Source organism: Luteimonas marina (genome assembly GCF_007859325.1).
GTDB lineage: Bacteria > Pseudomonadota > Gammaproteobacteria > Xanthomonadales > Xanthomonadaceae > Luteimonas > Luteimonas marina.
The window spans coordinates 452,734-475,914 of sequence record NZ_VOHK01000004.1; the positions used below are offsets into that span (position 1 = coordinate 452,734).

Here is a 23,181-nt window from a genome sequence, read left to right on the forward strand (position 1 = left end):
TACTACAAGCCATCACCGCGCAAAAAGCCTACCTGCCGTTGCAGGTGGAGCATTGCCGTGACTAGGTGTTTCTGAACCATCTGCCTGGAAATGTCGCAGCGCTGGGCGATTTCGGCACGGGTGAGGTTATGGCCGTGACGCAGCAAATAGACCCGTCTGCACTTGGGCGGCAGTTCGAGAATGGCCTGCTGAAGTAGCTTCGCTCGCTGCGCAAGGATCGCCTGTTCTTCAGGGGTCGGGGCGTCATCGGCGATGTGCTCGCCGTCGATCGCGGGGCGGTCCCGGTACGGGGCCTCCTTGCGCGAGAACTTGTAAGAGTGATTGACCGCGATCCGGTAGAGCAGCGGGCGCCAGTCGCTGACCTGCCCTTTTTCCCGGTAGTTGAGCAGGCTGATGATGCTCTCTTGCGCGATTTCCTTGGCGTCCTCGATGTTGTTGCGACGACTCAAGAACTTGACCAGGGCGTTGTATTGCGAGCGCACGAAGTCCTCGAAGCCGAGGCGCTTTTCACCCTCAGCCTCGCTGCGCGCCTTGTGCAGTTCCACCACGTTGTCGCGTTCGCCCGTCACTACCGCTGCCGTCTCGCCGGTCGCGCCGTTGTTGCAGCGCCTTGACCGTCATTTAACGGCAGCAATACAAGTCAGGCAACCACGAGCGTAGTCTGCCGAGCGTCATGAAAAACGATACGCAACAGCCCCCTACCCCATGCTGTCGTGCCGGAGGGAAGGGACTGCGCGCTGCGCTGCACAATGTGTTGTCGCAGGGCGACGCTCTGCCCCGTACCCCCTACAAGTCATTGGAGAGGGCAAGTGACTACCTCCCGATGCCGAATCAGCGCGACGGCCCCCGATCCCGCCCCAGTTCCCACGACACTCGGTCGCCGCGGACTGTGGCGGCGAGGGTCTGGCCGATGCGCTGTTCGATGATCGGACGCCACGGGACCAAGCTGAATCCCCGCCCTTTCTCCAGCACGGCGAAGCGCCCGCTGGCGAGCTGCACGCTGCGGCGGTAGGTGCCGGTGATGCGCTCGTTCTTCGCCACCGGGCGGTGCGACAGGCCGGTGTCGGCGGCGATGGTTTTCGCGGCGTGTTCGAGTTCGCGGTTGCGCAACGTCGCCAGCAGGTTGCGCGCGAAGGTGACGCGCTGACCGCGGCGTTCGGCGAACCCCTGCTCGACCAGGAAGTCGGCGCGCTGTTGCAGCGCCGTGCGCACCGCGCCGGAGAATCCGTGTTCGCCGAAGTGGGTGTCGCCGGCGACCAACTGCTTGTCCAGCCAAGTGGTGCCCAAGGCGCGGACCTGTCGCTCCACCGGGAGGTGCGAGTGCAGCCGCACCGGAACCCCGCCGTCGCGCTTGAGGTCGTACTGCCGTCCAAGCTCGGGCAGGTTCGCCGGGACGCGCCAGACGCCTTCGGCCTCGCGCTCGACGATGCCGGCGGGGCGCAGGGCTTCGAGGCGGCGGACGTGGTTCTCGACGAGCCAGCCCGGGTCTTCACCGTCCAGGTATTGCGCTACGACGGACAGGCAATGGTCCGTGCGGAACCTGCCATCGACGCTGAGATCGGCAATGCTCTTGTCCACGTCGCGCTGGTTCGAGCCGTGCGTTGCGACCACCGCCCCGATCGGGTACTGCGCCAACTCGACCTTCGGCGGCAGCGGCAGGTAGTGCGCCTTGCCGTCGGTGCCGTCCACGACCAGGTAACCCCGCTCGTAGAGTTCGTTCATCAGGCCCTTGGCGACAACGCGGCCGGTGATCGGCGGCGCGTCCTCGTCGGGCGTCCGGATCGCTAGTTCGCGCGGGAGTTCGCGCATGGCGTGCTGCATCGTGCGAACGATGTCCCCGCGCTCGCCCATCGCGCGCAGCACGGGCTCGGCGTCCTCGCGCAGGCGCCATGCGCCGGTCGTGGTTTCCTGCGCGAGGCCCATCCGTTGCAGGTGTTGCAGCCTGCCGACCAAGGGACTGCGCTGCGGGTGTTCGGCGAGCCGTTCCAGCCGGATCGTGCCCTCGTCCGCCTCGCGTTGCAGGGTGCGGTCGAGGCCGGTCCAGCGCTCCTGCTCCACCTCCCGGCGCTGCGACTGTTGGATCTCGCGCTCGCTGCGCGGGCCAAGCCACCGCGTCGCCAGTTCGCTGGCGCGTTCGCGCATGCCGTGGGAGATGTAGTCGCGGGAGATGATGAGGTCGTGGCCGGTGTCGTCCTTGCCGCGCAGGACGATGTGGGTATGAGGGTTGTCGGTGTTCCAGTGATCCACCGCGACCCACTCCAGGCGCGTACCCAGATCGGTCTCCATCCGGGCCATGAGCTGGCGGGTGTAGCTGCGCAGGTCGCCGAGCTGTTCGGCCTCCTCGGCGGACACGATGAAGCGGAATTGGTGGCGATCCCCGCGCCCGCGTTGCTCGAAGGTGGACAGATCGGCATCGTCCGTCTCCGGGCCGTAGGCGCGGCCGGGTTCGCCGTCGCGGCCGACGCCTTCGCGCTGGATGTAGCGCAGGTGGGTGCTGGTCGAGCGCGGCCCGGCCTTCTGGAGGTTCACCAGCCGGGTTTTCACGATCACGCGCCGCGCATTAGGCGGCAGGCCGCGGCCGGTGAAGCGCGCGGCGACGTGGCCGCGGCCGAGGCGCGCGCCGGGGCGCCGGGCCGCCTTGCGGGCGGCCGCACCGCCGCCCTTGTTGACCTCCTTCAAGACCTGCGAGACGAACTTCGGTTCGGTCTTGGGGCGCTCGCGCGGCGGACTTGGGCGTAGGCGGAAGTCGTCGTCGTCGCGGCCGGTCATGGCTGTGATTCCGGAAAGACCGGGACAACTGCGGCGCATGCCGTCGTGGCGCGACGTGCAGACCTGCCGCTTTCGGTGCCGCGAGGGGTGCCGGAACCGGCGTTGGTGGCCTCCAGGCGCGTGCCGCGCCAACCCCGTGTGCAGACCCGCCTTTTGCGGCAAGTAGTGCCGCGACCTTTTACCTTGCCCTGCTTTTCGCTTTTGTGCTTCACCGCCAACCTCCCATTCGCAAGACCCACCCGCCCGCACCGCCACCGCATTCCCGACAACACGCGGCCCAATCCGCAGGCGACGTTGCGCATGGCGCGATCGTTGCATCCGCTGCGCACGCGCCGCCGCACGTTCACTGCCGCCACGGCCGCGCCCGGCCGATCACGTCGGCCGCAGGTACCGGGCCGTAGTAGCGGCTGTCGAACGACGCGGGGTGCGCGGTGCTGAGCAGGAACAGTTCGCCGTCCGCAAGGCGCCGGCACTGCGGCCACTGCGGCAACGGGCGCTGCCAGCGGTCGGCGCGCAGCGCCACCGCGGCAGGCACGCCGTCGATGCGCACGATGCCGCCGCGCACGCAGACGTGCTGCGGCGACACGGCGCCGATGCGCTTGAGCAGCGGCACGGTCGCCGGCAGGTAGCCGCGTTGGTCGGCGAGCGCCGCCGCGTCGGCGGGCAGGCGCGTCAGCACCAGGTCGCCGGCGCGCAGCGCGGCAGCCGGTTCGACGCGATACCAGCCGATCGGCACACTGTCGGAGGCGTTGTAGACGATGCGCAGCTGCGGCGTCGCGAAGGCGGCGATGGCGAGCGCGGCGACGCCGAAGGCGGACGCCAGCGCGAGGCCGAGCCGCGAGCGCGCCCGCGGCGTCATCGCAGCGCCCTCCCGGACTGCCAGACGGCGTGCCGCGCGGCGGTGTAGTCCGGCAGCGGATGGCGCGCGGCGAGGCGTTCGCCGAGCAGCCGCCAGTACGCGGGCGCGGCGTCCGTCGGGTCGATGCCGAGCGCAGCGATGGCGTCGATCTTCGGCAGGACGGCGCGCACCTCGCGCGGCCCTTCCGCACGCAGCAGGACGCCGACACCGGGGTCGATGCCGTGGATGCGCTGCAGGGATTCGCGCAACGTACCCGCCTGCAGCACCAGCAGCTGCCAGCGCGACGGCCCCCAGTCGTCCGCCTCCCAGCGCAGGCGCGCGAAGCGTGCGCCGGGCGGGAAGGCGGCGATGCGCCGCGTGCCGTCGAGCGCCAGCTCACGCACGGGGCGCCCGAAGCGCAGCGAGACGACGAACAGGCGCGGCACGTGGGCAAGCGCAACGCGCGTCAGCGGCGCGTCGCCCGACCGCGGCTTCGGCGGGTTGCCGCGCGGCGGCGAGGACGCGGGAATGTCGTGCAACCGGGCGTTCACGGCGCGTACCCGCCTAGCGTCCGCGCGCAGCGATGCGTGCGCGGCGCGCGGCGTACTCCGGGTCAAACGTGGCCTCGAAGCTGCGCGCATCGGCCCAAGCCACCAGGTCTTCTACCGCGTACATCACGCGGCGACCGAACTTGCGGAAACGCGGCCCACCGCCGATCACGCGCATCTTCTCCAGCGTGCGCGGCGACAGCCGCAGGAACGCGGCCGCTTCGTCGTTGGTAAGGTAACGGCGTGGCACTTTCTCGACCGACTGCGCGGGCGAAGGCGTTGTCGGCGATGCGGTGTCGTTCGGTCGCAGTACGGGACGTCTCACGGCGGTAGCCTCCATCGCTTCGTGGCGGCGGCGATGCAATCGCCGCCGGATGGGGGCAGGTTCAGAAGACGTGGGCGTTCCGGGCAGGGCCGTTCTGGCGGTCGGCGGAAACGTCCCCCTACTGGCGCGGATGCAGCAGGCGGCGGTAGCCGCCCTGCATCAGCCGGCGACCGCGTGCGATCAGGCGGCGCACATGCGCGCGGAGCTGGCCGTCGCTGTACCAGCGTTCGGCTACGGCGTCCGCGCCGTAGAGCACCGTGGCGATCTGCCGCTGCGACGCGCCGGCCTGCACGCCGTCGAGCGCCTGCAAGGTGCGCAGGTGCAGCAGCGCCGTGCGGCCGGGACGGTCGCCGGCGATGCCGCCGCCAGGCTGCTTCGCCTGCCGCTCGTCGAGCAGCGCCAGCGTGATCTCGGCGTTGCGCCAGCGTGCCGCCATCTGCGGGCTGGCGCGCACAGCATAGACGTGCGCCATGCCGTCTTCCAGTTCCGATGAGAGCGCAAGGCAGCGCGTGCGGCCGCCCACGCGAAGGAACAGCAGCAGCCGGCGGCCATCGTGCAGCAGGCGCTTCTCGCCGGGAAGATCCCATAGCCGGAACGGCAGCGCGCCGGGCGGCGAGTCAGCATCGGGCAGGACGTGCACCACGCCGGGCGGATCGGGAAACCAGTCCGGGTGCGCGTCGCGCGCATCGAGGTCGGGATTTTCCAGCAGGCGCAGTCCCCAGCGTCGCGCCTGCCCCGGTCGTCGCCTGTGCAGGTGCCAGTCTCGGCGGTACTCGGGATTGCGGCGCAGGTACTCCCATGCCAGCGACGGGCCATCCAGGTGCAGCACGTAGAGGTAGGCGGCGACGGGATGCCACGCGGCACCGGCGTCCATGCGCGGCTCCCTGCGAATGGGCGGAGGGCCGCGCGGCGCCCGCAAGCCGAACCGGCAGGTTGCGGCGCGTGCGGGCAATCGGTGGCGAATCCCCCCTGTCCGCCACCTCGAAACGGGCGCGGGATTCTGACCAATCGGCTCTGAAACGTGGCAGTTCGCGAAGGCGAAGCGTGGCTGCGGATCAGCGGTATCGCCATGCGGCAGGATCAAGGTGCCGCAGCAGGCGGCGCGGGCGGATGCAATCTGCGCGTGGCCGTTCAATCAGGACGGCAAGAACACCGATCCATGCGCGGAAGGTCTTAATCGGGATCGGGCGAGCAACGCCCTCGGCATCAGGTTAGCCGCTGCGCATGACAACCGGACGATGGCCGGTTTCAAGGATGGGGCTGCTCTGGCCGCCCGCTATTGAACACTATAGATTGTAGCCCTATAGGACGCAAGCGGTTGTGATTCTGGGATTTGGCGGACTCCCAGAATGAAGTCGAAACCCTCACTGCCGGCGGCGCTCAAGACCATCCGCAAGGCTCGCGGCCTGAGCCAGGAGGCGTTCTCCGACGTTTCCAGCCGCACGTACATGAGTTCGCTGGAGCGCGGACTGAAAAGCCCGACGTTGAACAAGCTCGAGGAGTTGTGCGAGGTGATGGGGGTGCATCCGTTGACGCTGCTGACGCTGGCGTATGCCGGCGACGGAAGGACGAATGGCGATCGACTACTCGCACACGTTTGCCGCGAACTGGAATCGCTAGAGGACGCGGCGGCGATCGTAGATCGCGCCGACCACTGATGCCACTGGTAGTCGGGGCCATGAGCGACGAATATCTCCGCCAAGTCCTCCTGCGCCATGCCGTGGACTATGGCCCTGCTTCCCCTGTCCGGCGGGTGCAGCTAGCGTTGATGCCGACGATCCATCAATGGGGCGGCCAGCAGATCATTCAGATCGCCCCGAGCGGCTCTTTCGCAAAGGGCACTGCTGTTCACTCGGGAACCGACATCGACCTTTTCGTCTCCCTCTCGTCCACGACCAACGAGACATTGGCGCAGATCTACAACACACTGTTCAATGCCCTGGCCGCTGCGGGTGTCCAGCCACAAAGGCAGAACGTGGCGATCAAGGTTCGCGTCAACGGATACGACGTAGACGTGGTTCCGGGCAAGCGCCAGTCGCAGTTTGGCGACGACCATAGTCTTTATAGCAACCGTAGCGGGACATGGCTTCAAACCAACGTCGCACGCCACGTCAATCTGGTTTCCGGCTCGAACCGGCTCGCGGAGATCAGGCTACTGAAGATCTGGCGCAACCGACGTGGGCTCGACTTTCCATCGTTCTATCTGGAGCTTGTCGTATTGAGGGCGCTGAACGGCCAACGTATCGGTAATCTATCCCACAATGTCTTCACCGTGTTGCAGTTCATCCGAGATCACATCACCACGGCACGATTCGTCGATCCTGCCAATACGAACAATGTGATTTCCGATAGCGTTTCGGCGGCGGGAAAGCAATCGCTGGCGAACGCAGCACGTGCTGCACTCACTAGTACCTGGGGGAACGAGTTTGCATGAGCAGCGAATGGTCACTTCCGAATCTGCTTGCGAACCTACACGACGCCATTGAGGGTGATCTACGCCGCGCGCGAGAAGCGCTCGCTCACCCTACGGAAAAAGGGGACGCTAGCGAGGCAGTATGGATTGAAGTCCTGAACAAGTATCTGCCGCGCCGATACGAAGCACGCAAGGCCCATGTCGTTGACAGCGAGGGCGTGTTCAGTGAACAGATTGATGTCGTCATCCATGACCGCCAATACTCGCCGCTCGTGTTTACTTTTCAGGACAGCTTCATCGTCCCGGCAGAAAGCGTCTACGCTGTGTTTGAGGCAAAGCAGGAGATGACGGCAGACCACATCGCCTACGCGCAGCGGAAGGTTGCCAGCGTGAGGCGACTCCATCGCACCAGCGTCCCCGTCCCCACCGTGGAAGGCGTGAAGCCTCCAAAGGAGCCGCAGCACATCCTGGGAGGGATGTTGACCCTGGCCTGCGGCTGGTCGCCAGCGTTTGGTGACACGATGGCCGGTCACTTGACGAAAGACTTGGACACTGGTCGCCTGGACATCGGTTGCGTCGCGGACTCCGGGTTCTTCAATTTCGATCTTGAGCAACAGGCTTTTCATTTCGACACCGCACCGCGACCTGCCACGCGATTCCTGTTCGAATTGATCGCGCGACTTCAGGAGATGGCGACCGTGCCCATGCTCGATGTTCGCGCATATGCGAACCAGATCCCGCGCTGACGACGGAATAGTGGTTTAAAGAAGAAGGCGCCCCGCCATTGCAGGCAGAGTGCCAGAACGCAGAACAAGCTATGCCGCGATCCAACCGGCGATACGCGCTTGCCGTGCATACACGCTGATTGGATGCTTCGCGACAAAGCCCAGGTCTCGCTCGACCGGCAGCCCGAGCTTGCCGCGTAGCTGGCGGATTTCCGTCAGGCTGACATAGCCGATCTCCGGAAACCCTAGGCCGAGGTCGCACAGCCCGAAGGCGATGTCCGGATCGTTCGGACTGAGCTCGGTCAACAGCCAGGTCGCGTTGGCATCCGGGGTGAATAGCTTGACCACCGGCGACGGATCGATGGTTTGGCCGGCGGCGGTTTGGCGTCCGTTGGCGAGCAGGCGTTCGCGCTGTTCGTCGGTCATCAGTTGCATGGGTGTCTCCCGTGGGTGTGCTCCGGAGCGGAGCGCGACGGGACGGGGTGGACGCCGATGAGCGCAGCCGTCATACCCCCAACACGGTGGCGGTGCGGGCCGGGGGTTGACGGCAAGCGGCGTCCGCCATGCTCCCGTTAGCACAGCACCGGAGCGCACACATGGGAAGCTAACCGCGCGCGACCGACGAACGACGCGAACAACCACTGGGTCGGTGTTTCAACGCAATGCTGTAGAGACACAAACGCGCAAAGGCACAGGAATTTCGTCGCAGTACGACCGGTCGCACTAGGCGACGGGTCGACCGACGGGCAGTTGTGATACAGGAACACAGCGGCCGCGAAAGGTGTCTTGCGGGCCTTGGCGGACTGAGCGAGGATGCGATCGACTTATGACGATTGAAGCGCCTTCATGTCACAGCTCACCGATCCGCTCAACGCGCTCCTGTCATTCCAGCGAGCACTCCGGAACCGATCCATCAGACCAGTGCCCGGCGAACTGGATTCAACTGTGCTCGTGTTCCGGGACGAGCCTGACGGCGAGCTTCGCCTCACGTATGCACGCCTAGAGGGGGACAAGGTGGCTGCACTGGTCAACTTCACGCCAGCCGAGCCGATCGAACAAGGCGTGCCCTGCTTCGGTATCGGCTATGCGGTTCACCAGGACTATCGTCGCCAAGGACGAGCGAAGTCGCTGGTCGAGGCAGCGATTGCTGAGCTGCGCAACGGGCTGAGACGCAATGGCATCCACGCCTTTCACATCGAAGCTGTCGTGGGTGCGGACAACATTGCGTCCCGCCACGTTGCGGAACAGACACTGACGCCCGAGTCGAAACAAGGCATCGACAAGTTCTCGGGCGTGCCTATTCTCCAGTTTGTGCGGAAGGTGGCTTAGGGAAAAACAGCGACTGCACAGGCGGCCCGGTTGGCCGGTTAGGCGTTCGCCGCATCGTGTAGCGGCTGACGCGGGCAAGAGGCGGTAGTGGCGGGGAGTCGACACTGATCCATGCCTTCGTACCTAGGTTCCACATGTTGTCGATGGTGTAGAGAAAGGCGTGTTCCTCGTCGATTTCCAGTCCGATCAACTCCTGAAAATCGCACTGCTGCCGGTGATGAAGTTGGCCAGGACTGTGGTCATACATTCCCACCCGCACATGCCAGTAATCTTCAGCAGCCGACGTGAGCCTTTCCACACGCTGCGCGTAGGCCTTGACGTCGATCTTCCAGTAGGTGCGCGCCGCCAGAATGATGGTCAGCGTGCCCTTGTGCTCGCCGATGAACTGAACTCCCGGCAGCAGGCCGGCCATCAGCATTTCTTCCAGCACCGGGATAATCCGGGTGTCGTGGTCGTCATCCCAGATCACGGCGAAGTCATGGACATGGGGCAAGGCCGTGGGTTTCTGTTCCACGTCCCGCGAGTCAATGGCCCGGAAGACCGAGTAGGCGCCGAACGTGCCGTTTGGCATGTCGGGCAGGTCGTAAAGACAGTGAAAAAAGGACGAATACGTCCGCACGGCGCTAGCCATGTTGGTCTCCCTTTTCGTTGGAGATGTGGATTCCTCCACAGGCGAGCAGGCTTTCGGCCCACTCGGGTTCGAGTCAGATTGTAGCTCAGATCCGGCGGCACGAACCTCCTATTCGTCCTGAGGGAACCCGTGCGTCGGCAACGCGTCAACGCCACCCGAATGGTGTACTGATCAGCGCCACTCCGAAGCCACCACGCATGCTTCGGACGTTTCCGGACAAAAAACGCGAGCCGGCGGACCGGCCCGCGTCGAAAGCACCGCGTCACTCTGCTGGGATGGTCAGCGTCGGCGGCAGCCAGCCGGTCTTCGCCAGCAGGTTCCCGGCCGATTCGGCCAGCACGTCGCGCTTGAGCTTGGCGAACGCCGGCCCGCCGTGGCCGAACTTGCCGAGGATCGCCAGCGTGTCGGACTTGCGCAGGCGCTTGAAGTAGCCTGCATTCGGCTTCCAGTGATCGGTCATGTCCAGCTTCAGCGCCGACAGCAGCGGCATCGCCGGCTGCGCGGCGTCACGATCCTGCGTCGCGTTGAAGCTGCGCGCCGTGCAGTAAGCCAGCAGCGAGACGATCATGTGGTCGTCGGACTCGCAACACCACGTCCACAACGCATCGCGGTCGGTGGGTAACGTGCGTTCCCAAGCCGCGTGCCACTTCGCCCGCTTGGCCTCGGCATCGCTCCCGACCAGCGTTTCCGAATCTCCGACGTCGGCGTGGTCATCGGCGTCGATGCCGACACCGTGCCCGCCGCGATACCTGCCGCGCAGCGCCAGCACCATCTGGAACGCCAGCGCGCGCAGCGCCAGCGGCACGTTGTTGGCCAACGCCTGCTGCGCGACGGCGGTCAGGAAGACCGACAGTTCGCGGCGCACCGCGCGCGAATCGCCGGCCTCGCCCGTGTCCTTCGCGACAGCGGGCTGCTTCGCCTTCACCGCCTTCGCGGCTTCGCGCTTGTCTTCGGGGCGGATCAGACCGTCAGTGACTTCGACCTTGCCGCGATGGTCGAGCGCGACCACGGCCCCGGCCAGCGCCGCCGCGTCAGGATCGGGGGTAACCAGTCCGCGCTCGATTTCGGCGATCTTGTCCTCGATGGCCTCGCAGCGTTCGTTGGCCTGCTGCCATGCCTGGTCGGCCTCGTCGTCATCCCCGCCCTGCTCGTCCAACGCGGCGACCTGCGCCTGCGCCTCCGCGAGTTGCGCCTGCAAGCGTTCCAGCTTCTTCGCGGTCTTGCTGTCCGGTTCCTGCCGGACGGTCGGGATGCGGCCGAACTGCGAGCGCGTCTCGTAGTCGAGCGTGCCGGCGACCGTCTGCACCCACGGCAGCCGCTTGCGCAGCCGGCCCGCCGCCTTCTCCAGCTTCTCCGCCACGAGCCGTTCCAGCAGCGCCACGTCCTCGAAGTATTCGGTGGCGTCGTCGTCGAACAGGTCGCGGCGGATGCTGCCGCCGGCGGCAACGTAGGCGTCGCGGCCGATGCAGCGGGCGCGCGGGTCGTTGGCCGGCACCGCCGTCTCGGTCAGGGCGCGGCGAATCTGCCACGCCGACGGCCGCGCACCATCTTCCAGCAGCGCGTCCTGCGCGGCATGGTCGTCGGTGAAGGCGAAAGCCATCACCTGTTCCAGCGTCAGTTCGTCGGCGCGGTAGAGCTTCATCACGCGCGGCGAGACGTTCGCCAGCCGCAGACGCTTGTGCACGGTGTCCACGCTGACGCCGAACTCGGCGGCGATGTCCTCGGCCGGCGTGCCCTCGTCCACCAGCTTGGCGAAGGCGGCAAACTCGTCGGCAGGGTGCATCTTCTCGCGCTCGACGTTCTCGGCGAGGCTGGTGGCGGTGGCCTGCTCGGGCGGCACGATACGGCAATCGACCGGTGCGTCCTGCGCCAGCGCCTTGTGCTTGGCGAGCAGCCGCAGCGCGGCGGTGCGGCGCTTGCCGACCACCACGTCGAAGCCGGGCTGCCCGGCCTCGCGCGGGCGAGGGATCACGGTGAGGCGGTGGATCAGCCCGCGCGCCTTGATCGAGGCCGCGAGGGTTTCGATGCGCTTGCCGCCGGTCTTGCGGACGTTGCGCGGCGAGATGTGCAACTGGTTCAGCGGAATCGCCCGCAGTTCGTACTGGACTTGCGCGTTCATGGTGTGTCTCCTGTGGTTGTCATCGGTGCGTTGCCGTCCCGCCCCCGCCGGGGGCAGGGGTCGGCAACAAGCCGATGGCGACCGCGGGCCACGCAGCCCGGCGCAGTCAAGGGAGCGGCGCAGCCGCAGCGCAGCGGCTGGCGCGGCCCGCAGCCGAAGGCGAGGACACGGGCCGCTGCGCGGGCCCTTGACTGGGGGAGCCGGGCGGAGTGGCAGTCGACACAACAGGCAAAAAGAAACGCGCCGCCTTGCGGCGGCGCGTTCGTCGCAACGGTCAATCGTTGCTCGGTCGCGACCAGATCAGGCTGTAGCTGCCGTCGTCGCTCTCGACCAGCCGGGCGTAGATCGCCGACGGGAACGAGGGATCGTCGAGCGAGACCGACAGGTACGGCCGGTCGGCCTGGCTGGTCTTGGCCCAGGCCGCACCCAGCTCGTAGTTGCCGGCCAGCACCCGGTAGTCCGGGCTCTTGTCGCTGGTCTTGTCGTTCGGGACGAACTTGAGCTTGACGTTGACGTTGAGGGTGCGGACGGTGCCCGCGTAGCCATTCTCGGACTTGGTGAACGTGCCGATGGTGGACATGGTGTGTGCTCCTTGGTTTGTCAGGTCGCGCCCATCGCGGCCTTGACGGCGCCAACAGGGCGACGGTCGGGCGGCCCGCACCGCTTGCGGTCGCAACGCAGTGGAGAACTGGCAAGCGCGAAGAATGTGTCGGCGAGGAGGCGGTACGCCGGGGACATTGTTTGCGCGTCCGGTTGCGGGACACGAGCCCGAGGCGCAGCCGCACCGTCGACACGATGCGACGACAAGAAAGGCCGCATGGGTCGAACTGTCCGACGGGAGCACACGCTGCACCGGCAACAGCATCCATCTAGATTCGCGGGCACCACCGATACAACGGCGCCGTGCAATGTCCGAACGACGAGATTGGCGACGCCGCGCGGACGTGCAGGCAGCAACAACGCTGGCGTGCGGCGAAGCCACGCTGACCATCTCCGAACGCCCGGACTCCTCACCGGACGGTGGCTGCGCGCGTCAGGACAGCGACGGCAACGACATACAGCCTGATACGGTCGCGCTTCGACACTGACCGCGAACACCCCGCTGGAATGCGGGACATTTCTTTAGGCCGAAGCAAAAAACTAGGAGGGCTTTCGCCCTCCCGTAGTAGCCGCCTCGGCTCAAACCCAGCCGCGCGCAGCCATCGACGTCGTTTCGTGTCCGCCGACGACGATGTGGTCGAGCAACCGAACGTCCACCAGCGCCAGCGCCTGCTTCAACCGTGCCGTCACCGCGCGATCAGCCGCGCTGGGCTCGGGATTGCCGCTGGGGTGATTGTGTGCGATTAAAACCGCTGCGGCGCCCTGCATCAGGGCTTCGCGCACCACTTCGCGCGGATGCACCTCGGCACCGTCGATGGTGCCGTGGAACAACTCGGCGTACTTGACCAGCCTATGGCGGGTGTCGAGGAACGCCGCCGCGAACACCTCGCGTTCCAAACCCGCTAGCTTGTCACGGAAGAAACTGCGTGACGCCACCGGATCGGTGAACGAAGTGCCGCGTTGCATCCGCTGATCGACGACCTGCCGCGCGGCTTCGATGATCTGCTCGGCGGTGGCCGGCTGGTAACGTCGACGTCCGTCGCGCACGTACAGCGGAGAGAAGGAAGAAGACGACATGAGCGTGCTCCGGAACCGGGCGGGATTGCCCGGCGCCGTGCCGGCACGCCGCAGCACAGCCGTCCAGACTCGCCGCAGGCGACTCGGCGAGTCGCGCAGCGCAGCGAGCAACGCAGCGTCTTGACGGCGAGAACGGCGTGATACGGTGGCCGGAAACAGCAAGACCGCCCACCAACCATGCAACGTCATGGCAAGCGGAGCGCGCAGATCCGTCAGGATCGGAGGCGTGAGGGATCAAAGCCACATGGCCGCGACTCCCTGGAGGCGCGGGGCGCAGCCCGCGAGCCCGACGGCGGCACGCCGGAACGCCAAGCATTGGCCTTCTCTCTAATGGCTGCTCTGGAAAGCAAGACCGTAGCTAACACAGGCAGCCAGCACCCGCCAGCCCCCGCTTGATCTGAACGATCCGACGGCAGAACCACAAGACGTAGTCTGCAAATCTTACGGAATTGCGGAACCGTCTCCGTTCACTACCGACTCCGCCGCAACATGGTCCGCATAGTGCAGATGCCCTTGGATTCGTTTGAGATCCGCCTCTCTAACTCGTCCGTTCTTGATGAGATGCCGAAACGCGCGCAACCGATTGCGGTAGCCCTTGGTGAGACGCACCTCCGCGCCGTGCACCAGCAGCGCATGAACCTTCAGCCGTCTTGGAGCTGTCGAGATATGAGTCTTCTCTGGAGCCAGCCGCCATGGCGTATCCAGAAACAATTCTGGAACCACGTCACCAAGGTCCGCGGGAGGAGTCTGTGCTCCAGAAAAAACAATGTCGTCTGCATACCTGGACAGCCGACAACCGAAATCACCGGCTATCCTTTGAAGCCCAGCGTCTATATGTCGAAGAACGATATTGGAGATAACGGGGCTCGCGGGAGAGCCTTGCGCCAAATGACCATTGATACAGCATAGCTTTGCAAGCATCTCCGCACTGTCTGCGTTGTAACCAAGCGACATCAGCGCTTCGACCACCAAACCGATGGGAGTTGAAGGGAAGAATCCTTCAATGTCGGTAGAATAGACCCACTGCGCCGTCGTATGAATCTTGGCCGCCTGAATGTGCGACTTCCCGCGTACGAAACCGTACACATGAGGAAGCGGCGTGAATCGTTTCTCGAAGTGAATGGAGAGCCACTTCTGGATGATCTTCAATGCGACCCTTGGCGCAAAGATTACTCGTTCGGATCGCCCCTTCGGTATCGTGAACCGTCGATAGTGACGCGTTGGCCTGGAAAGCATCGACCATAAAAGGCCAGGATTGATGCCCATCATGGTCGATAGCGCTAGCGCCGAACTAACGGGCGGCAATCCCAGTCCCGCGAGGCGGTGCAATTCGTCGGACTCTTCTTCTGACAACGAGTCACCCATAGCAATCACCAACTCCTTCGCGCTAGTGAGCGCGAAGAACTGTGACTCAAGAAGAGAGTGCGGGAGCCTCATTTAGCAAAATGATTTTTCGTTGTGCGCCGGCGAAGCGGCCGGCGATTCGAAGGATCGTCGGCCGCTTCGCCGGCACCTTCTATCCTCGACCTTGGCTTGATGGGCGTGATACACACCCTCGCCTGAGGCTCCCGCAAGGTCATCCTAGTGTCTGCCCGCAGCCAGCGCAAGCAGCCTTTCTATGTCCGGGCTACGCCGGTTCTTCGAAGTTCCCATTGCACGTATTGATGCAAGCGATAGCACATACTCTCCGGTTTGCAGCCGCACAATCAGGCCCGCTCTTCGCATGCTATCCAGTCGTCGTGTCAACCAATCGGCCGAAGGTACCGTAAACCCACGATCACGAAGCCGAGCATCCAGCGTAGCGATCGAAACCGGCGCTGAAGCACGAATTATTCGCAGGCAAGCTGTCCGAGACGGCAAATTTTCGCCGCTGGTCGTCTCGACCGCTTTCAGATCAAATCCAACTTCTGTCAGAAAGATCCTCGCCTTCTCAGCTACTGCTTCCTTGACCCCGGATTCCAAACCCCGTTTCGCGTCAAGCCACACGACGGCGTCCGTATTCGTTGTCGAAAGGAACACGTTCCTGATGTGCTCACCAAAAGAATGCAGGACAGTCGCTCGCAAACCAGATTCAGCGTCCCGCTGCCGCGCATCAAGCAAGACGAAATCGACTTCAACGCCGTGCACCTCGATCTGACGCTTGACGTTGTGGAGCAAAAAATTGGAAGGAACCTGCTTGTTATCCTTATCCCTGTTTACGTCCACAAAAACATAAAAATGTCCTTTCCTGTTGACGTCACTGACAACAGAACCATGGATGGACGGCGAAATATCGCCCAGCAGACTTTGTACGGCAGCATCATCAAGCATTGATCTGATTCCACGCTTCTTCTATCGCCATCGTGTAAGTCTGCGCTTCGGTTAGCCAGCTGTGGGCAGTTGTGATATCAACCGATCTAAGCGAGAAACGATCGACGCCAGAGAATTGAATTGGAACTTCAGGATAGTAATCTGCAGTGACTCGAGTTGCAGAGCTTTCGGTCATGAGCTTCGCCAATGAAAGCACGGCAGAGCAGGCGCGATTGCAGGCCCGAACAACATCCGCATCGCCAGTCTTTTGTGCACTTGCGCGCCCCTTCTGCAGCGCTTTCTTGACCTTGCCCCTGAGAAGCTCTGGATAGGCAGCGTGGGGAAGATCAGCCCACTCAGCATTGAGCCGTCTTAGTAGGCCACGGACGCACAGAAACGTAGCGTAATAGTACCGGTTGTACGAAGAACGGCCGAACAAATCCTTTTCTTCGCCAGAAGATCTGCTTACAGCTTCAGTTTGTAGGTGAACGGCTACAAGCTCCATCTTGAACCTTTCTGATCGACCTAGAACCATCCCGGTCATGATGCATCAAAGCGAAGTCACATCCATGCCGGTCAATCAATCACAGCGTAAGCAAGAGTACGTATCCCTGGAACTCGGACACCAGCCGCCCTCTGGATACGAAAGAAAGATATTACCTTCTTAGCCTCCCAACAACCTCAGATCGTGCTCGTCGCCACTTGGTGTCTCGAATCGGCATGATGTCGCTATCCGCCACGCCAAGGAGAGCAGCACGTGCAGCGGACCCGCACAGGCGACCCACTTCCGGCGACGTACGTACCTTAGGTCACGAGCCCCTCGACCGTTTTAAGGATACCTCGCGCCCGCCCTCTGATCTCCCGTTCCGGATCCTTCAGAAGACGTTGCGCCGATTCCAAGATCTGGCTTGCTGGAAGGTAGCGAGCATCCAGCAGGCGGCTCGCAGCGAGCCTGTACTTCGGATCGTTGTCGTTCAACAGGACAAGCATCTTCCCGACGAACTGCCTGGAGATTGCCGCATCCTTCAGAAGTAATGCGTTCAAACTTTTTGCCGACACTTTCCGCTCAAGCACCCTCTCGACAAAATGCGCCTGCATCTGATCGCTCGTCGCCATCCTGCCGACCAATCCATCTATTGCTGCTTCGCTAACTTCGAGATGCGGATCGATCAGGCCCTCAATCAGACGCTCATCAGAACAAATGTTCGTCGATATCATCGCCTGCATGAGCGCGCCTCTCGGAGTGATCGGAACCACTCCATTCCTCTTTGGATATGGCTTCTCATGTACTAGCCAGTGCTGATAAGCCTGCTCTAGCAGATCTGCGGGGATTCTGACCCCGGAGCCGCCATATGCTGCCGCCAGCAACGCGGCTTCCTTCGCCGCGGAAGCGGATTCCGAAAACAACCCGGCACGAAGCGCTTTCAGCACAGCATCAGACCATGCCACATTCGACTCGCACAGCTTGTTGAAGAGATACTCCAGACCATCGACTTGAGATCCATTGATCCTGTCGAGCAGGAGTTGACTGCCGCGATCTCCAAGTCTGCCGGTCAGATAGGCGACGATCGCAAAGCTGAAGCCGTTAGCCTTTTCCAGCAGATACTCAACTTCTCGCTCTTCCAGAGGATCGAACCCATCCAACAGATTGACTGCAACGATGCTCAACCATCTCGACTTGTGCAGCACAGCCTTCAGCAACAAGGCCCTATCGACACCGACGTCACGCACCCGCTCCCAGTCCGGCTCCGGCACATCAACACTTGCCGCTCCGAATATTCGCAACCAGAGCCCCTCTCGACCTTCTTTAAGCAACCCAAGCGCCGAGGCCGCTTCGCGCTGCAACGATATCGGATCCAGGATCGAGACCTTCGCGAGCGATTGGATGACCTCACGCACCATCTCTTCGTCATAAGGGTCCTTCCATGCATCAAAGTCCGAGTACGTCACCTGCCCAATTCCGGTGAGCCCGACATATGCACACAAATGCAGCGGAACCTGGCTGTTGATGTCGTACTCATCGGTATGCGCCCCCAATGCCGCAAGACTGCCGAATAACGCTTCCATCGCCCTGCCCTCCGAGTCGACGAATTCGTCATTCGCAACTATCTTGCTCATCCGCTTGATCTCTTTGGCGAGTTGTCTTGCGAACTTCTTGTGTATGCGCAACGGGATGCCGAGAATTTTGGCCACTTCCTCTTGGAAGCCAATGTTATTCAAAGCTGGATGTTCGACGACCGCAAGGAATCCGCTTGCCTCTATCAACTGCTGGTCAGCGCCAATTCGCCTGGCTATAGACAGTGCCAGGCGGCGGGTCAAATCGCCTTCCTCGTTTCCCCTGACGATGATGTTTCCGAGCAACGAAGCAGTAAGGGGGCCAACCTTGCTCGCAATGCCAACCAACGCGTTCGGCGCATCCATCAGCTCGTAGTAATCCGGCCCCGCCTCCACCGCGCAGAGCCATGCAATCAGACGCGTCCAGTATTGGGAACTGGCCAGGCGGGTAGTCGCTACGGCGCCGATCTCGTCCGGATGGACTCTGGCAAGGTCAGCCAGTGCAGTGCCGATCGCGATGGCTTCATCTGTACGCGTGGAATCGACAATTTCCCAAGCGTGCTCCAAGACCCGACGCCGCATTTCTTCCGAGCAACGGGCCTCCGGCATAGCAATGATCCGCAGCACCTGCGTGAGAGACCCGGAATAGCCAGTACCGGCATTCTTGAGGAAAGCTGCGACAACATCCCGTCCGGCCCCTAGACCACCGGCAAAGTTAAAGATTTCTGCCCAGTCGTTCTTGGCGATTCGATCATCGATCAATCGGATACGTTCGTCCTCTGGCGCATCGTTGCACAGGAATCTGGCCGCAGCGAATTCAGCAAACGTCTTGTGAACGAACGCGATCAAAGCGGTTTGGCCGTGATGTAACCGTTCGATCAAACCCACGTCCTCCCAGTACCGCAGGCACGCCGCCGCAATTTCCTGTGCCTTCAGCGCCGGCACCGACAAGTCACCCTCCAGACGTGCCGCGCACCGACGCTCAAGATCGCGCGTCGGCGCAAGCGGGTCGGACACCAACTCCCATCCCAGCACATTCAGCACGCCGATCAGCACAGGCTTGGAAACACCCGGATCGCCAGCCCTCGCGTTTGGCACCGAATCGATCAAGTCGAACAGGTTCTGGTAAAGCTCCGCCTTCGTAGTGCCCAGTCTGCGGCTACTCGCGAGCAGAGATGCGGCCATGCCGAGCATGTGCGGACTCCAGGCGATGACTTCGCCCGCTCCAGCGGCAAGCGATTTCTTGGCGATCTCGTCGGCACGTACAACCAGATCTGTACTTGAGGGTGCGGCCGCACGCAGCAGATTTGCCAGGGACTTCGGCGCGGCGTCCTTCTCAGGCGGAAGTAATTCGTAGTGTCGACACTCGGCGAATCTGGCGGTGTGATAACCGATGGGGCGCGTGGTGACAACTACGCGTGCATGGGGGTATCCGGCTGCAAACTGTGAGATCCCCTCGGCCACGGCTTCCTGCTCGGAATGGCACTCGTCCAACCCGTCGCAAAGCAGAACCCAGTCTTGCAACCCCGCATCCATTGCAGCCCGCGCAGTGATGCCGGAACCGGAAAGGCCGAAATGGAGAACGCTGTCCAAGAAGCTGTAGCCACCTGCCATACGGGCCGCGACCGCGGCAAGGCGCACCTTCAACAACGGATATCCGTCCGCAGCATATAGTTGCGCAAGCTTGGTCAGCAGGGTGCTCTTGCCCATGCCGGGTCCCGCCACGACAACGGCGCGCGTGTAGAACCTCCCGATCCACTGAGCATCGACAACCTTGTTCTCATCGTCTTTCGATTTTCGCGGATTTCTGGCGTAGTAGCGCTCCAAGGCAACCGCGAGATCCTCCCCCACTTGGTTGCTTGCACTAGTGGTGGCCGCTTTCAGGGGAATCCATGCGTCCTGGATGGAAAGCTCGGATTTCACCCCCAAGATCGAGAAACTTCGGTTGGTGTCCCGTACCCAATCGCAGAGTCGCGACGCGACAACGACTGGGGAGGCTATTGCGTTTTGTCCAAAGCCTGCAGAATCCAGCAGCTTCAGCAGGGCAGGAATTGTCCAGCGACCACGCCGTTCAATGAGTTCGTGCGCCTCTCGATACAAGCGGTCCCAAGCCCATGCTGCCGTTTCCTGACTCGAAATGAGGCGGGACAATAACGATCTTGCTGTCGAAATAGCTACTGCGTCCGACTCGATCGCATGCACGACGCGAATGCGCAGCCGGGCGCATGTTTCGGAAACAGAAAGGCCGGCATCTTCGAGCGTCGTGTGCCAGGTCTCTCCCTGCTTGGACAGCGAATCCGTCCTTCCATCCGCGAGATGCCGGATGTCCTTCGCCAACCCGTAGGCAACCGATCTACTGCTGTCCGGGGATACGACCAGAACTCCGTAGTCGATCTCTCCGGAATCAATGGCCCTCGCCAGCTTGAGCAGTGGATCCCACAGGTCGGCCCCAACCCGCAGCCCCCTCTTGACCTGCGCTTCCACGATGTTCCCATTGCGAAGCTCAAGTCTGACGTCGTCCCCCGCTTCGCCCGATTCAGCCCATACCGCCACAGGAACATCTGCTGTCACGCCGTCGAACCATGACAGTGGTGTCCCTTCGATGAGATGGACCCCGGCGATTGCCGTGACGGCGGCTTGAAAGTTGATACCAGCACCGGTTGCGGCGCCTCCGGCGGTACGGCGCCTCCCTTTCACGGAGGCACCACCAACCGTGCTTTCGTCATGCGACGACTTCTTCTTCACCACCTGCATTCCCCGCGCGCTTCCAACCACCCCTGAGCTGCCCTATCCGTGACGCGCCATGCCCTGCACTAGATCCTGCAGCATAGACCCGAACTCGGCGCGCACTTCCGGATCAGTATTCGGATGAGTGAAAAACCGTACAAGGCGTCGAGAAGCCGCTCTGACAGGCGCGATCAGGCCAACGCGGCCAAATGCTCCACGGTTTCCGGATACTTCTGCACCAACCGAATGAGCGTCGTGGCCTGTGCGTTCGGCTTGGCCCGGCCCTGCTCCCAGTTCTCCAGGGTTCGGGCATTGGTGCGCAGATACATCGCGAACACGGGGCGGGACATTTTCAGGTGCTCGCGGATCTGGATCAGTTCGTCCGCGGTGACCTCCGGAAGATCTTCCAACTGCACCTTGTGAGAACGCAGCGTGACCTTGCCCTGGCGTTCCGCCGCAAGGGCATCGAATCCTTCTACCAGTTCAGCAAACACATCACGCTTCATGATTTCCTCGCCTCAATCTCGGCTTTCAACAGATTCCTGAGCACCTTCTTCTGCGCCTCGCTCAGGTCATCCTGGACACCCTTGCCGTACAGGGTGAACAGCCAGAACTGGGCGCCTTCAAGCCACCAGTAGTAGATGATCCGTATGCCGCCACGCTTGCCCTTCTGCCGTCGTTCGTCGACGAACCGCACCTTCCGCAAGCCGCCGGTTCCCTGAATGACGTCTCCAGCCTCCGGATTCCGCAGCAACCCGGCCTGGAAAGCCCGGAAAGCCTCGTCGTCCAGATACTGTGCCCGGTGCCGGTCGAACGGGGGCAGTTCCACGAATAGCGCTTTCATAACTATACGTTATCTGCGTATAGATTGTCGAATCGGAGGCAAGACGTCGAGGCTTGTTCAGGCTGCATGTCTTCCGGCCTCCACGGTGGCCTGCTGCCCATTGCTGTCCCCTGTCGCCTTGTCCTCCCGACCGTCGCGCAGCCGGTCGAGATAGTCGGCCCAAGCCTGCATCATCTTCCGCCGTTCGGGCAGGTGGGTGGCGCGGTTGTAGGCCCGCCCCAACGGATCGCGCACCGAATGCGCCAACTGGTGCTCGATGTAGTCCGGACGGAAGCCCAGCACTTCGTCGAGGATCGTGCGCGCCATCGCCCGGAAGCCGTGGCCGGTCATGGTGTCGCCGTCGAAGCCCATGCGGCGCAGGGCCGCATTCACCGTGTTATCGCTCATGGGACGGTCGCAGTCGCGGATGCCGGGGAAGACGTACACGCTCCTGCGGGTCAGCGGCTGCAGTTCCTTGAGGATTTCCACGGCCTGCGTCGCCAGCGGCACGATGTGCGGCGTGCCGGTCTTGCTGGCGGTGAAGCGCCACTCTCCGGCCTCCAGGTTGATGTCCGACCAGCGTGCCCGCCGCAGTTCCCCGGGGCGTACGAAGACCAGCGGCGCCAGCTTGAGGGCAGCCATCACCACGGGCGTTCCCTCGTAGCCGTGCAGCGCGCGCAGCATGGGGCCGACCTGGGCCGGCTCGGTCAGCGCAGCGAAATGCCCTTCCTTGGGCTGGGCCAGTGCCCCGATCAGGTCGGTCGCCGGGTTCCGATCCGCCCGGCCCGTGGCGACGGCATATCGGAACACCTGGCTGGCCAGCGCACGGGCACGATGGGCCGTCTCGACCGCTCCTCGCCCCACGATCTTGCGCAGGGCCTGCAACAACAACGGCGCAGGCACCTCGGAGACGGGCAGGCTGCCAATGTACGGCTCCAGATCCTTTTCCAGCAGCCGACGCTCCCGCACGGCCGAGCCCGGCGCCAGTTTTTGCGCCCGCTGCGTCAACAGCTCGTCCGCGACGGCGGCGAAGCTGCTGGCCGCCCGATCGGCAGCGACGGCTTTCTCCGCCTTCCGCTGCTGCCCGGGGTCGATCCCCACGGCCAGCAGCTTCTTGGCGGCATAACGCTTGTCGCGAGCCTCGGCGAGTCCGACGAACGGATAGGTGCCCAGAGACAGGGTGTTGCGCTTGCCAGTCACCGGCCGCCGGTAGTCCAGACGCCACCAGCGCCCGCCATCCGGGCGCAGGATCAGGTACAGGCCGCCGCCGTCGACCAGCTTGACAGGCTTGGCGGCGGGCTTGGTCTTGCGGATCGCCAGGTCAGAGAGCGCCATCCCATGCCCTCTCAGCTGCGGCAGGCCAGCAGCACGGAACGAATGGCGTCCGTCTGCGGCCGGGTCAGGTGCAGGATGTGCTCGCCGACGGTGACGGAAAGCTCCCCGTCCGGCGACAGCGCGAGGGCAAAGGCGGCCCCGGCGCAGCCGAGGGTCGCCCCCTGCCGGGCCGCACGCCGCGCGACGCTGGGATGGATGCCCATGACGGCCATGGCGTGGATGCGGTCGCGCTCGGCTAGCGCGTCTTCAAGGGACGTCTCCGGGAACACGCCCAGCGACAGCGTGGTGTGCATGCCACGCCGCCGCAGGTCGTAGCGCCAATACTTCGCGCCCTTCGGCGTTACGATCAGATACACACCCCGGCGTCCGGGGTGAATCTTGTAGGGCTTGTCGCGCGGCTGCGCGGCTTGGAGAGCGGTGTCATCCATCGTCGCGGTAACTGGGTTTTGGCCCAAGAACGTTACTGCAATAGCTACCGCGCCGCGAATTTGGATTCAGTGTGATTCCACTGATTTTCGCTGGACATCAAACAACAAAAAACCCCTGAAAATCAGGGGTTTTTTGGACTTCTTTGGGCC

General features: G+C 63.4%; 25 protein-coding genes. 6 read left to right on the forward strand and 19 right to left on the reverse strand.

Annotated elements, in window-relative coordinates; translation table 11 throughout:
- Positions 1-2: 2 nt before the first annotated feature.
- From FQY83_RS11295 to FQY83_RS11320, 6 genes are all read right to left on the reverse strand, one after another.
- Complete coding sequence (locus FQY83_RS11295; protein ID WP_158636488.1) at positions 3-545, reverse strand: RNA polymerase sigma factor; 543 nt, start codon at positions 543-545, stop codon at positions 3-5.
- A gap of 286 nt (positions 546-831) precedes the next feature.
- On the reverse strand, positions 832-2,769 hold the full coding sequence (locus FQY83_RS11300; RefSeq protein WP_146388042.1) for a relaxase/mobilization nuclease and DUF3363 domain-containing protein: 1,938 nt from the start codon (positions 2,767-2,769) through the stop codon (positions 832-834).
- A 343-nt stretch (positions 2,770-3,112) separates the two neighbouring features.
- Positions 3,113-3,628, reverse strand: coding sequence for a S26 family signal peptidase (locus FQY83_RS11305; protein WP_146388044.1), 516 nt, complete (start codon positions 3,626-3,628; stop codon positions 3,113-3,115).
- Positions 3,625-4,158: a DUF2840 domain-containing protein gene (locus FQY83_RS11310; RefSeq protein WP_146388046.1), complete on the reverse strand. Its 534-nt coding sequence runs from the start codon at positions 4,156-4,158 to the stop codon at positions 3,625-3,627. Before FQY83_RS11310 ends, FQY83_RS11305 begins: the two co-directional genes overlap by 4 nt.
- Before the next feature lie 13 nt (positions 4,159-4,171).
- On the reverse strand, positions 4,172-4,480 hold the full coding sequence (locus tag FQY83_RS11315; protein WP_425478640.1) for a helix-turn-helix domain-containing protein: 309 nt from the start codon (positions 4,478-4,480) through the stop codon (positions 4,172-4,174).
- A 118-nt stretch (positions 4,481-4,598) separates the two neighbouring features.
- A complete protein-coding gene (locus FQY83_RS11320; RefSeq protein WP_146388048.1) occupies positions 4,599-5,354 on the reverse strand; it encodes a DUF2285 domain-containing protein in 756 nt (251 codons plus the stop codon).
- 211 nt (positions 5,355-5,565) lie between these two features.
- Between FQY83_RS11320 and FQY83_RS11325 the strand changes: the two genes are divergently transcribed.
- The 4 genes from FQY83_RS11325 to FQY83_RS11340 all read left to right on the forward strand — a co-directional run bounded on the left by FQY83_RS11325 (position 5,566) and on the right by FQY83_RS11340 (position 7,639).
- Entirely contained in the window at positions 5,566-5,763 is a 198-nt protein-coding gene (locus FQY83_RS11325; RefSeq protein ID WP_146388050.1) for a hypothetical protein, read from the forward strand.
- 66 nt (positions 5,764-5,829) lie between these two features.
- Positions 5,830-6,138, forward strand: a complete 309-nt coding sequence (locus tag FQY83_RS11330; RefSeq protein ID WP_146388051.1) for a helix-turn-helix domain-containing protein — start codon at positions 5,830-5,832, stop codon at positions 6,136-6,138.
- A 20-nt stretch (positions 6,139-6,158) separates the two neighbouring features.
- Positions 6,159-6,914, forward strand: coding sequence for a nucleotidyltransferase family protein (locus tag FQY83_RS11335; RefSeq protein ID WP_146388052.1), 756 nt, complete (start codon positions 6,159-6,161; stop codon positions 6,912-6,914).
- Complete coding sequence (locus tag FQY83_RS11340; RefSeq protein ID WP_146388053.1) at positions 6,911-7,639, forward strand: DUF6602 domain-containing protein; 729 nt, start codon at positions 6,911-6,913, stop codon at positions 7,637-7,639. Before FQY83_RS11335 ends, FQY83_RS11340 begins: the two co-directional genes overlap by 4 nt.
- Positions 7,640-7,708: 69 nt before the next feature.
- On the opposite strand, the gene FQY83_RS11345 is transcribed toward FQY83_RS11340, so the two are convergent.
- Complete coding sequence (locus FQY83_RS11345; RefSeq protein ID WP_146388054.1) at positions 7,709-8,053, reverse strand: DUF2958 domain-containing protein; 345 nt, start codon at positions 8,051-8,053, stop codon at positions 7,709-7,711.
- Positions 8,054-8,464: 411 nt separating this feature from the next.
- On the opposite strand from FQY83_RS11345, the gene FQY83_RS11350 reads away from it, so the two are divergent.
- Positions 8,465-8,947 (forward strand): GNAT family N-acetyltransferase, encoded by a 483-nt coding sequence (locus FQY83_RS11350; RefSeq protein ID WP_146388055.1) that lies wholly within the window; start codon positions 8,465-8,467, stop codon positions 8,945-8,947.
- Here FQY83_RS11350 and FQY83_RS11355 read toward each other — a convergent pair.
- The 3 genes from FQY83_RS11355 to FQY83_RS11365 all read right to left on the reverse strand — a co-directional run bounded on the left by FQY83_RS11355 (position 8,916) and on the right by FQY83_RS11365 (position 12,277).
- A complete protein-coding gene (locus FQY83_RS11355; RefSeq protein WP_146388056.1) occupies positions 8,916-9,578 on the reverse strand; it encodes a hypothetical protein in 663 nt (220 codons plus the stop codon). The genes FQY83_RS11350 and FQY83_RS11355 overlap by 32 nt on opposite strands.
- A gap of 262 nt (positions 9,579-9,840) precedes the next feature.
- Positions 9,841-11,697 carry a ParB/RepB/Spo0J family partition protein gene (locus FQY83_RS11360; protein ID WP_146388057.1) on the reverse strand — a complete coding sequence of 619 codons (1,857 nt, stop codon included), beginning with the start codon at positions 11,695-11,697 and terminating at the stop codon, positions 9,841-9,843.
- Positions 11,698-11,971: 274 nt separating this feature from the next.
- Positions 11,972-12,277 carry a DUF736 domain-containing protein gene (locus tag FQY83_RS11365; RefSeq protein WP_146388058.1) on the reverse strand — a complete coding sequence of 102 codons (306 nt, stop codon included), beginning with the start codon at positions 12,275-12,277 and terminating at the stop codon, positions 11,972-11,974.
- 328 nt (positions 12,278-12,605) lie between these two features.
- Between FQY83_RS11365 and FQY83_RS17585 the strand changes: the two genes are divergently transcribed.
- Complete coding sequence (locus FQY83_RS17585; protein ID WP_158636489.1) at positions 12,606-12,785, forward strand: hypothetical protein; 180 nt, start codon at positions 12,606-12,608, stop codon at positions 12,783-12,785.
- Between the two features lie 91 nt (positions 12,786-12,876).
- On the opposite strand, the gene radC is transcribed toward FQY83_RS17585, so the two are convergent.
- From radC to FQY83_RS11410, 9 genes are all read right to left on the reverse strand, one after another.
- The gene (gene radC / locus FQY83_RS11370) at positions 12,877-13,374 is read right to left on the reverse strand and encodes a RadC family protein (protein ID WP_146388059.1); all 498 of its coding nucleotides are present in this window, start codon (positions 13,372-13,374) and stop codon (positions 12,877-12,879) included.
- A gap of 441 nt (positions 13,375-13,815) precedes the next feature.
- Complete coding sequence (locus tag FQY83_RS11375) at positions 13,816-14,811, reverse strand: reverse transcriptase family protein (RefSeq protein WP_146388060.1); 996 nt, start codon at positions 14,809-14,811, stop codon at positions 13,816-13,818.
- A gap of 144 nt (positions 14,812-14,955) precedes the next feature.
- Positions 14,956-15,684 carry a hypothetical protein gene (locus FQY83_RS11380; protein ID WP_146388061.1) on the reverse strand — a complete coding sequence of 243 codons (729 nt, stop codon included), beginning with the start codon at positions 15,682-15,684 and terminating at the stop codon, positions 14,956-14,958.
- Entirely contained in the window at positions 15,677-16,168 is a 492-nt protein-coding gene (locus tag FQY83_RS11385) for a hypothetical protein (RefSeq protein ID WP_146388062.1), read from the reverse strand. Before FQY83_RS11385 ends, FQY83_RS11380 begins: the two co-directional genes overlap by 8 nt.
- A 299-nt stretch (positions 16,169-16,467) precedes the next feature.
- On the reverse strand, positions 16,468-20,463 hold the full coding sequence (locus tag FQY83_RS11390; RefSeq protein WP_146388063.1) for an NACHT domain-containing protein: 3,996 nt from the start codon (positions 20,461-20,463) through the stop codon (positions 16,468-16,470).
- Positions 20,464-20,636: 173 nt separating this feature from the next.
- Positions 20,637-20,951 carry a helix-turn-helix domain-containing protein gene (locus FQY83_RS11395; protein ID WP_146388064.1) on the reverse strand — a complete coding sequence of 105 codons (315 nt, stop codon included), beginning with the start codon at positions 20,949-20,951 and terminating at the stop codon, positions 20,637-20,639.
- Entirely contained in the window at positions 20,948-21,274 is a 327-nt protein-coding gene (locus tag FQY83_RS11400) for a hypothetical protein (protein ID WP_202878181.1), read from the reverse strand. The genes FQY83_RS11395 and FQY83_RS11400 overlap by 4 nt, the downstream gene beginning before the upstream one ends.
- 72 nt (positions 21,275-21,346) lie before the next feature.
- A complete protein-coding gene (locus FQY83_RS11405; protein WP_146388066.1) occupies positions 21,347-22,603 on the reverse strand; it encodes a tyrosine-type recombinase/integrase in 1,257 nt (418 codons plus the stop codon).
- An 11-nt stretch (positions 22,604-22,614) separates the two neighbouring features.
- Positions 22,615-23,031, reverse strand: coding sequence for an Arm DNA-binding domain-containing protein (locus tag FQY83_RS11410; protein WP_146388067.1), 417 nt, complete (start codon positions 23,029-23,031; stop codon positions 22,615-22,617).
- Positions 23,032-23,181 lie beyond the last annotated feature (150 nt).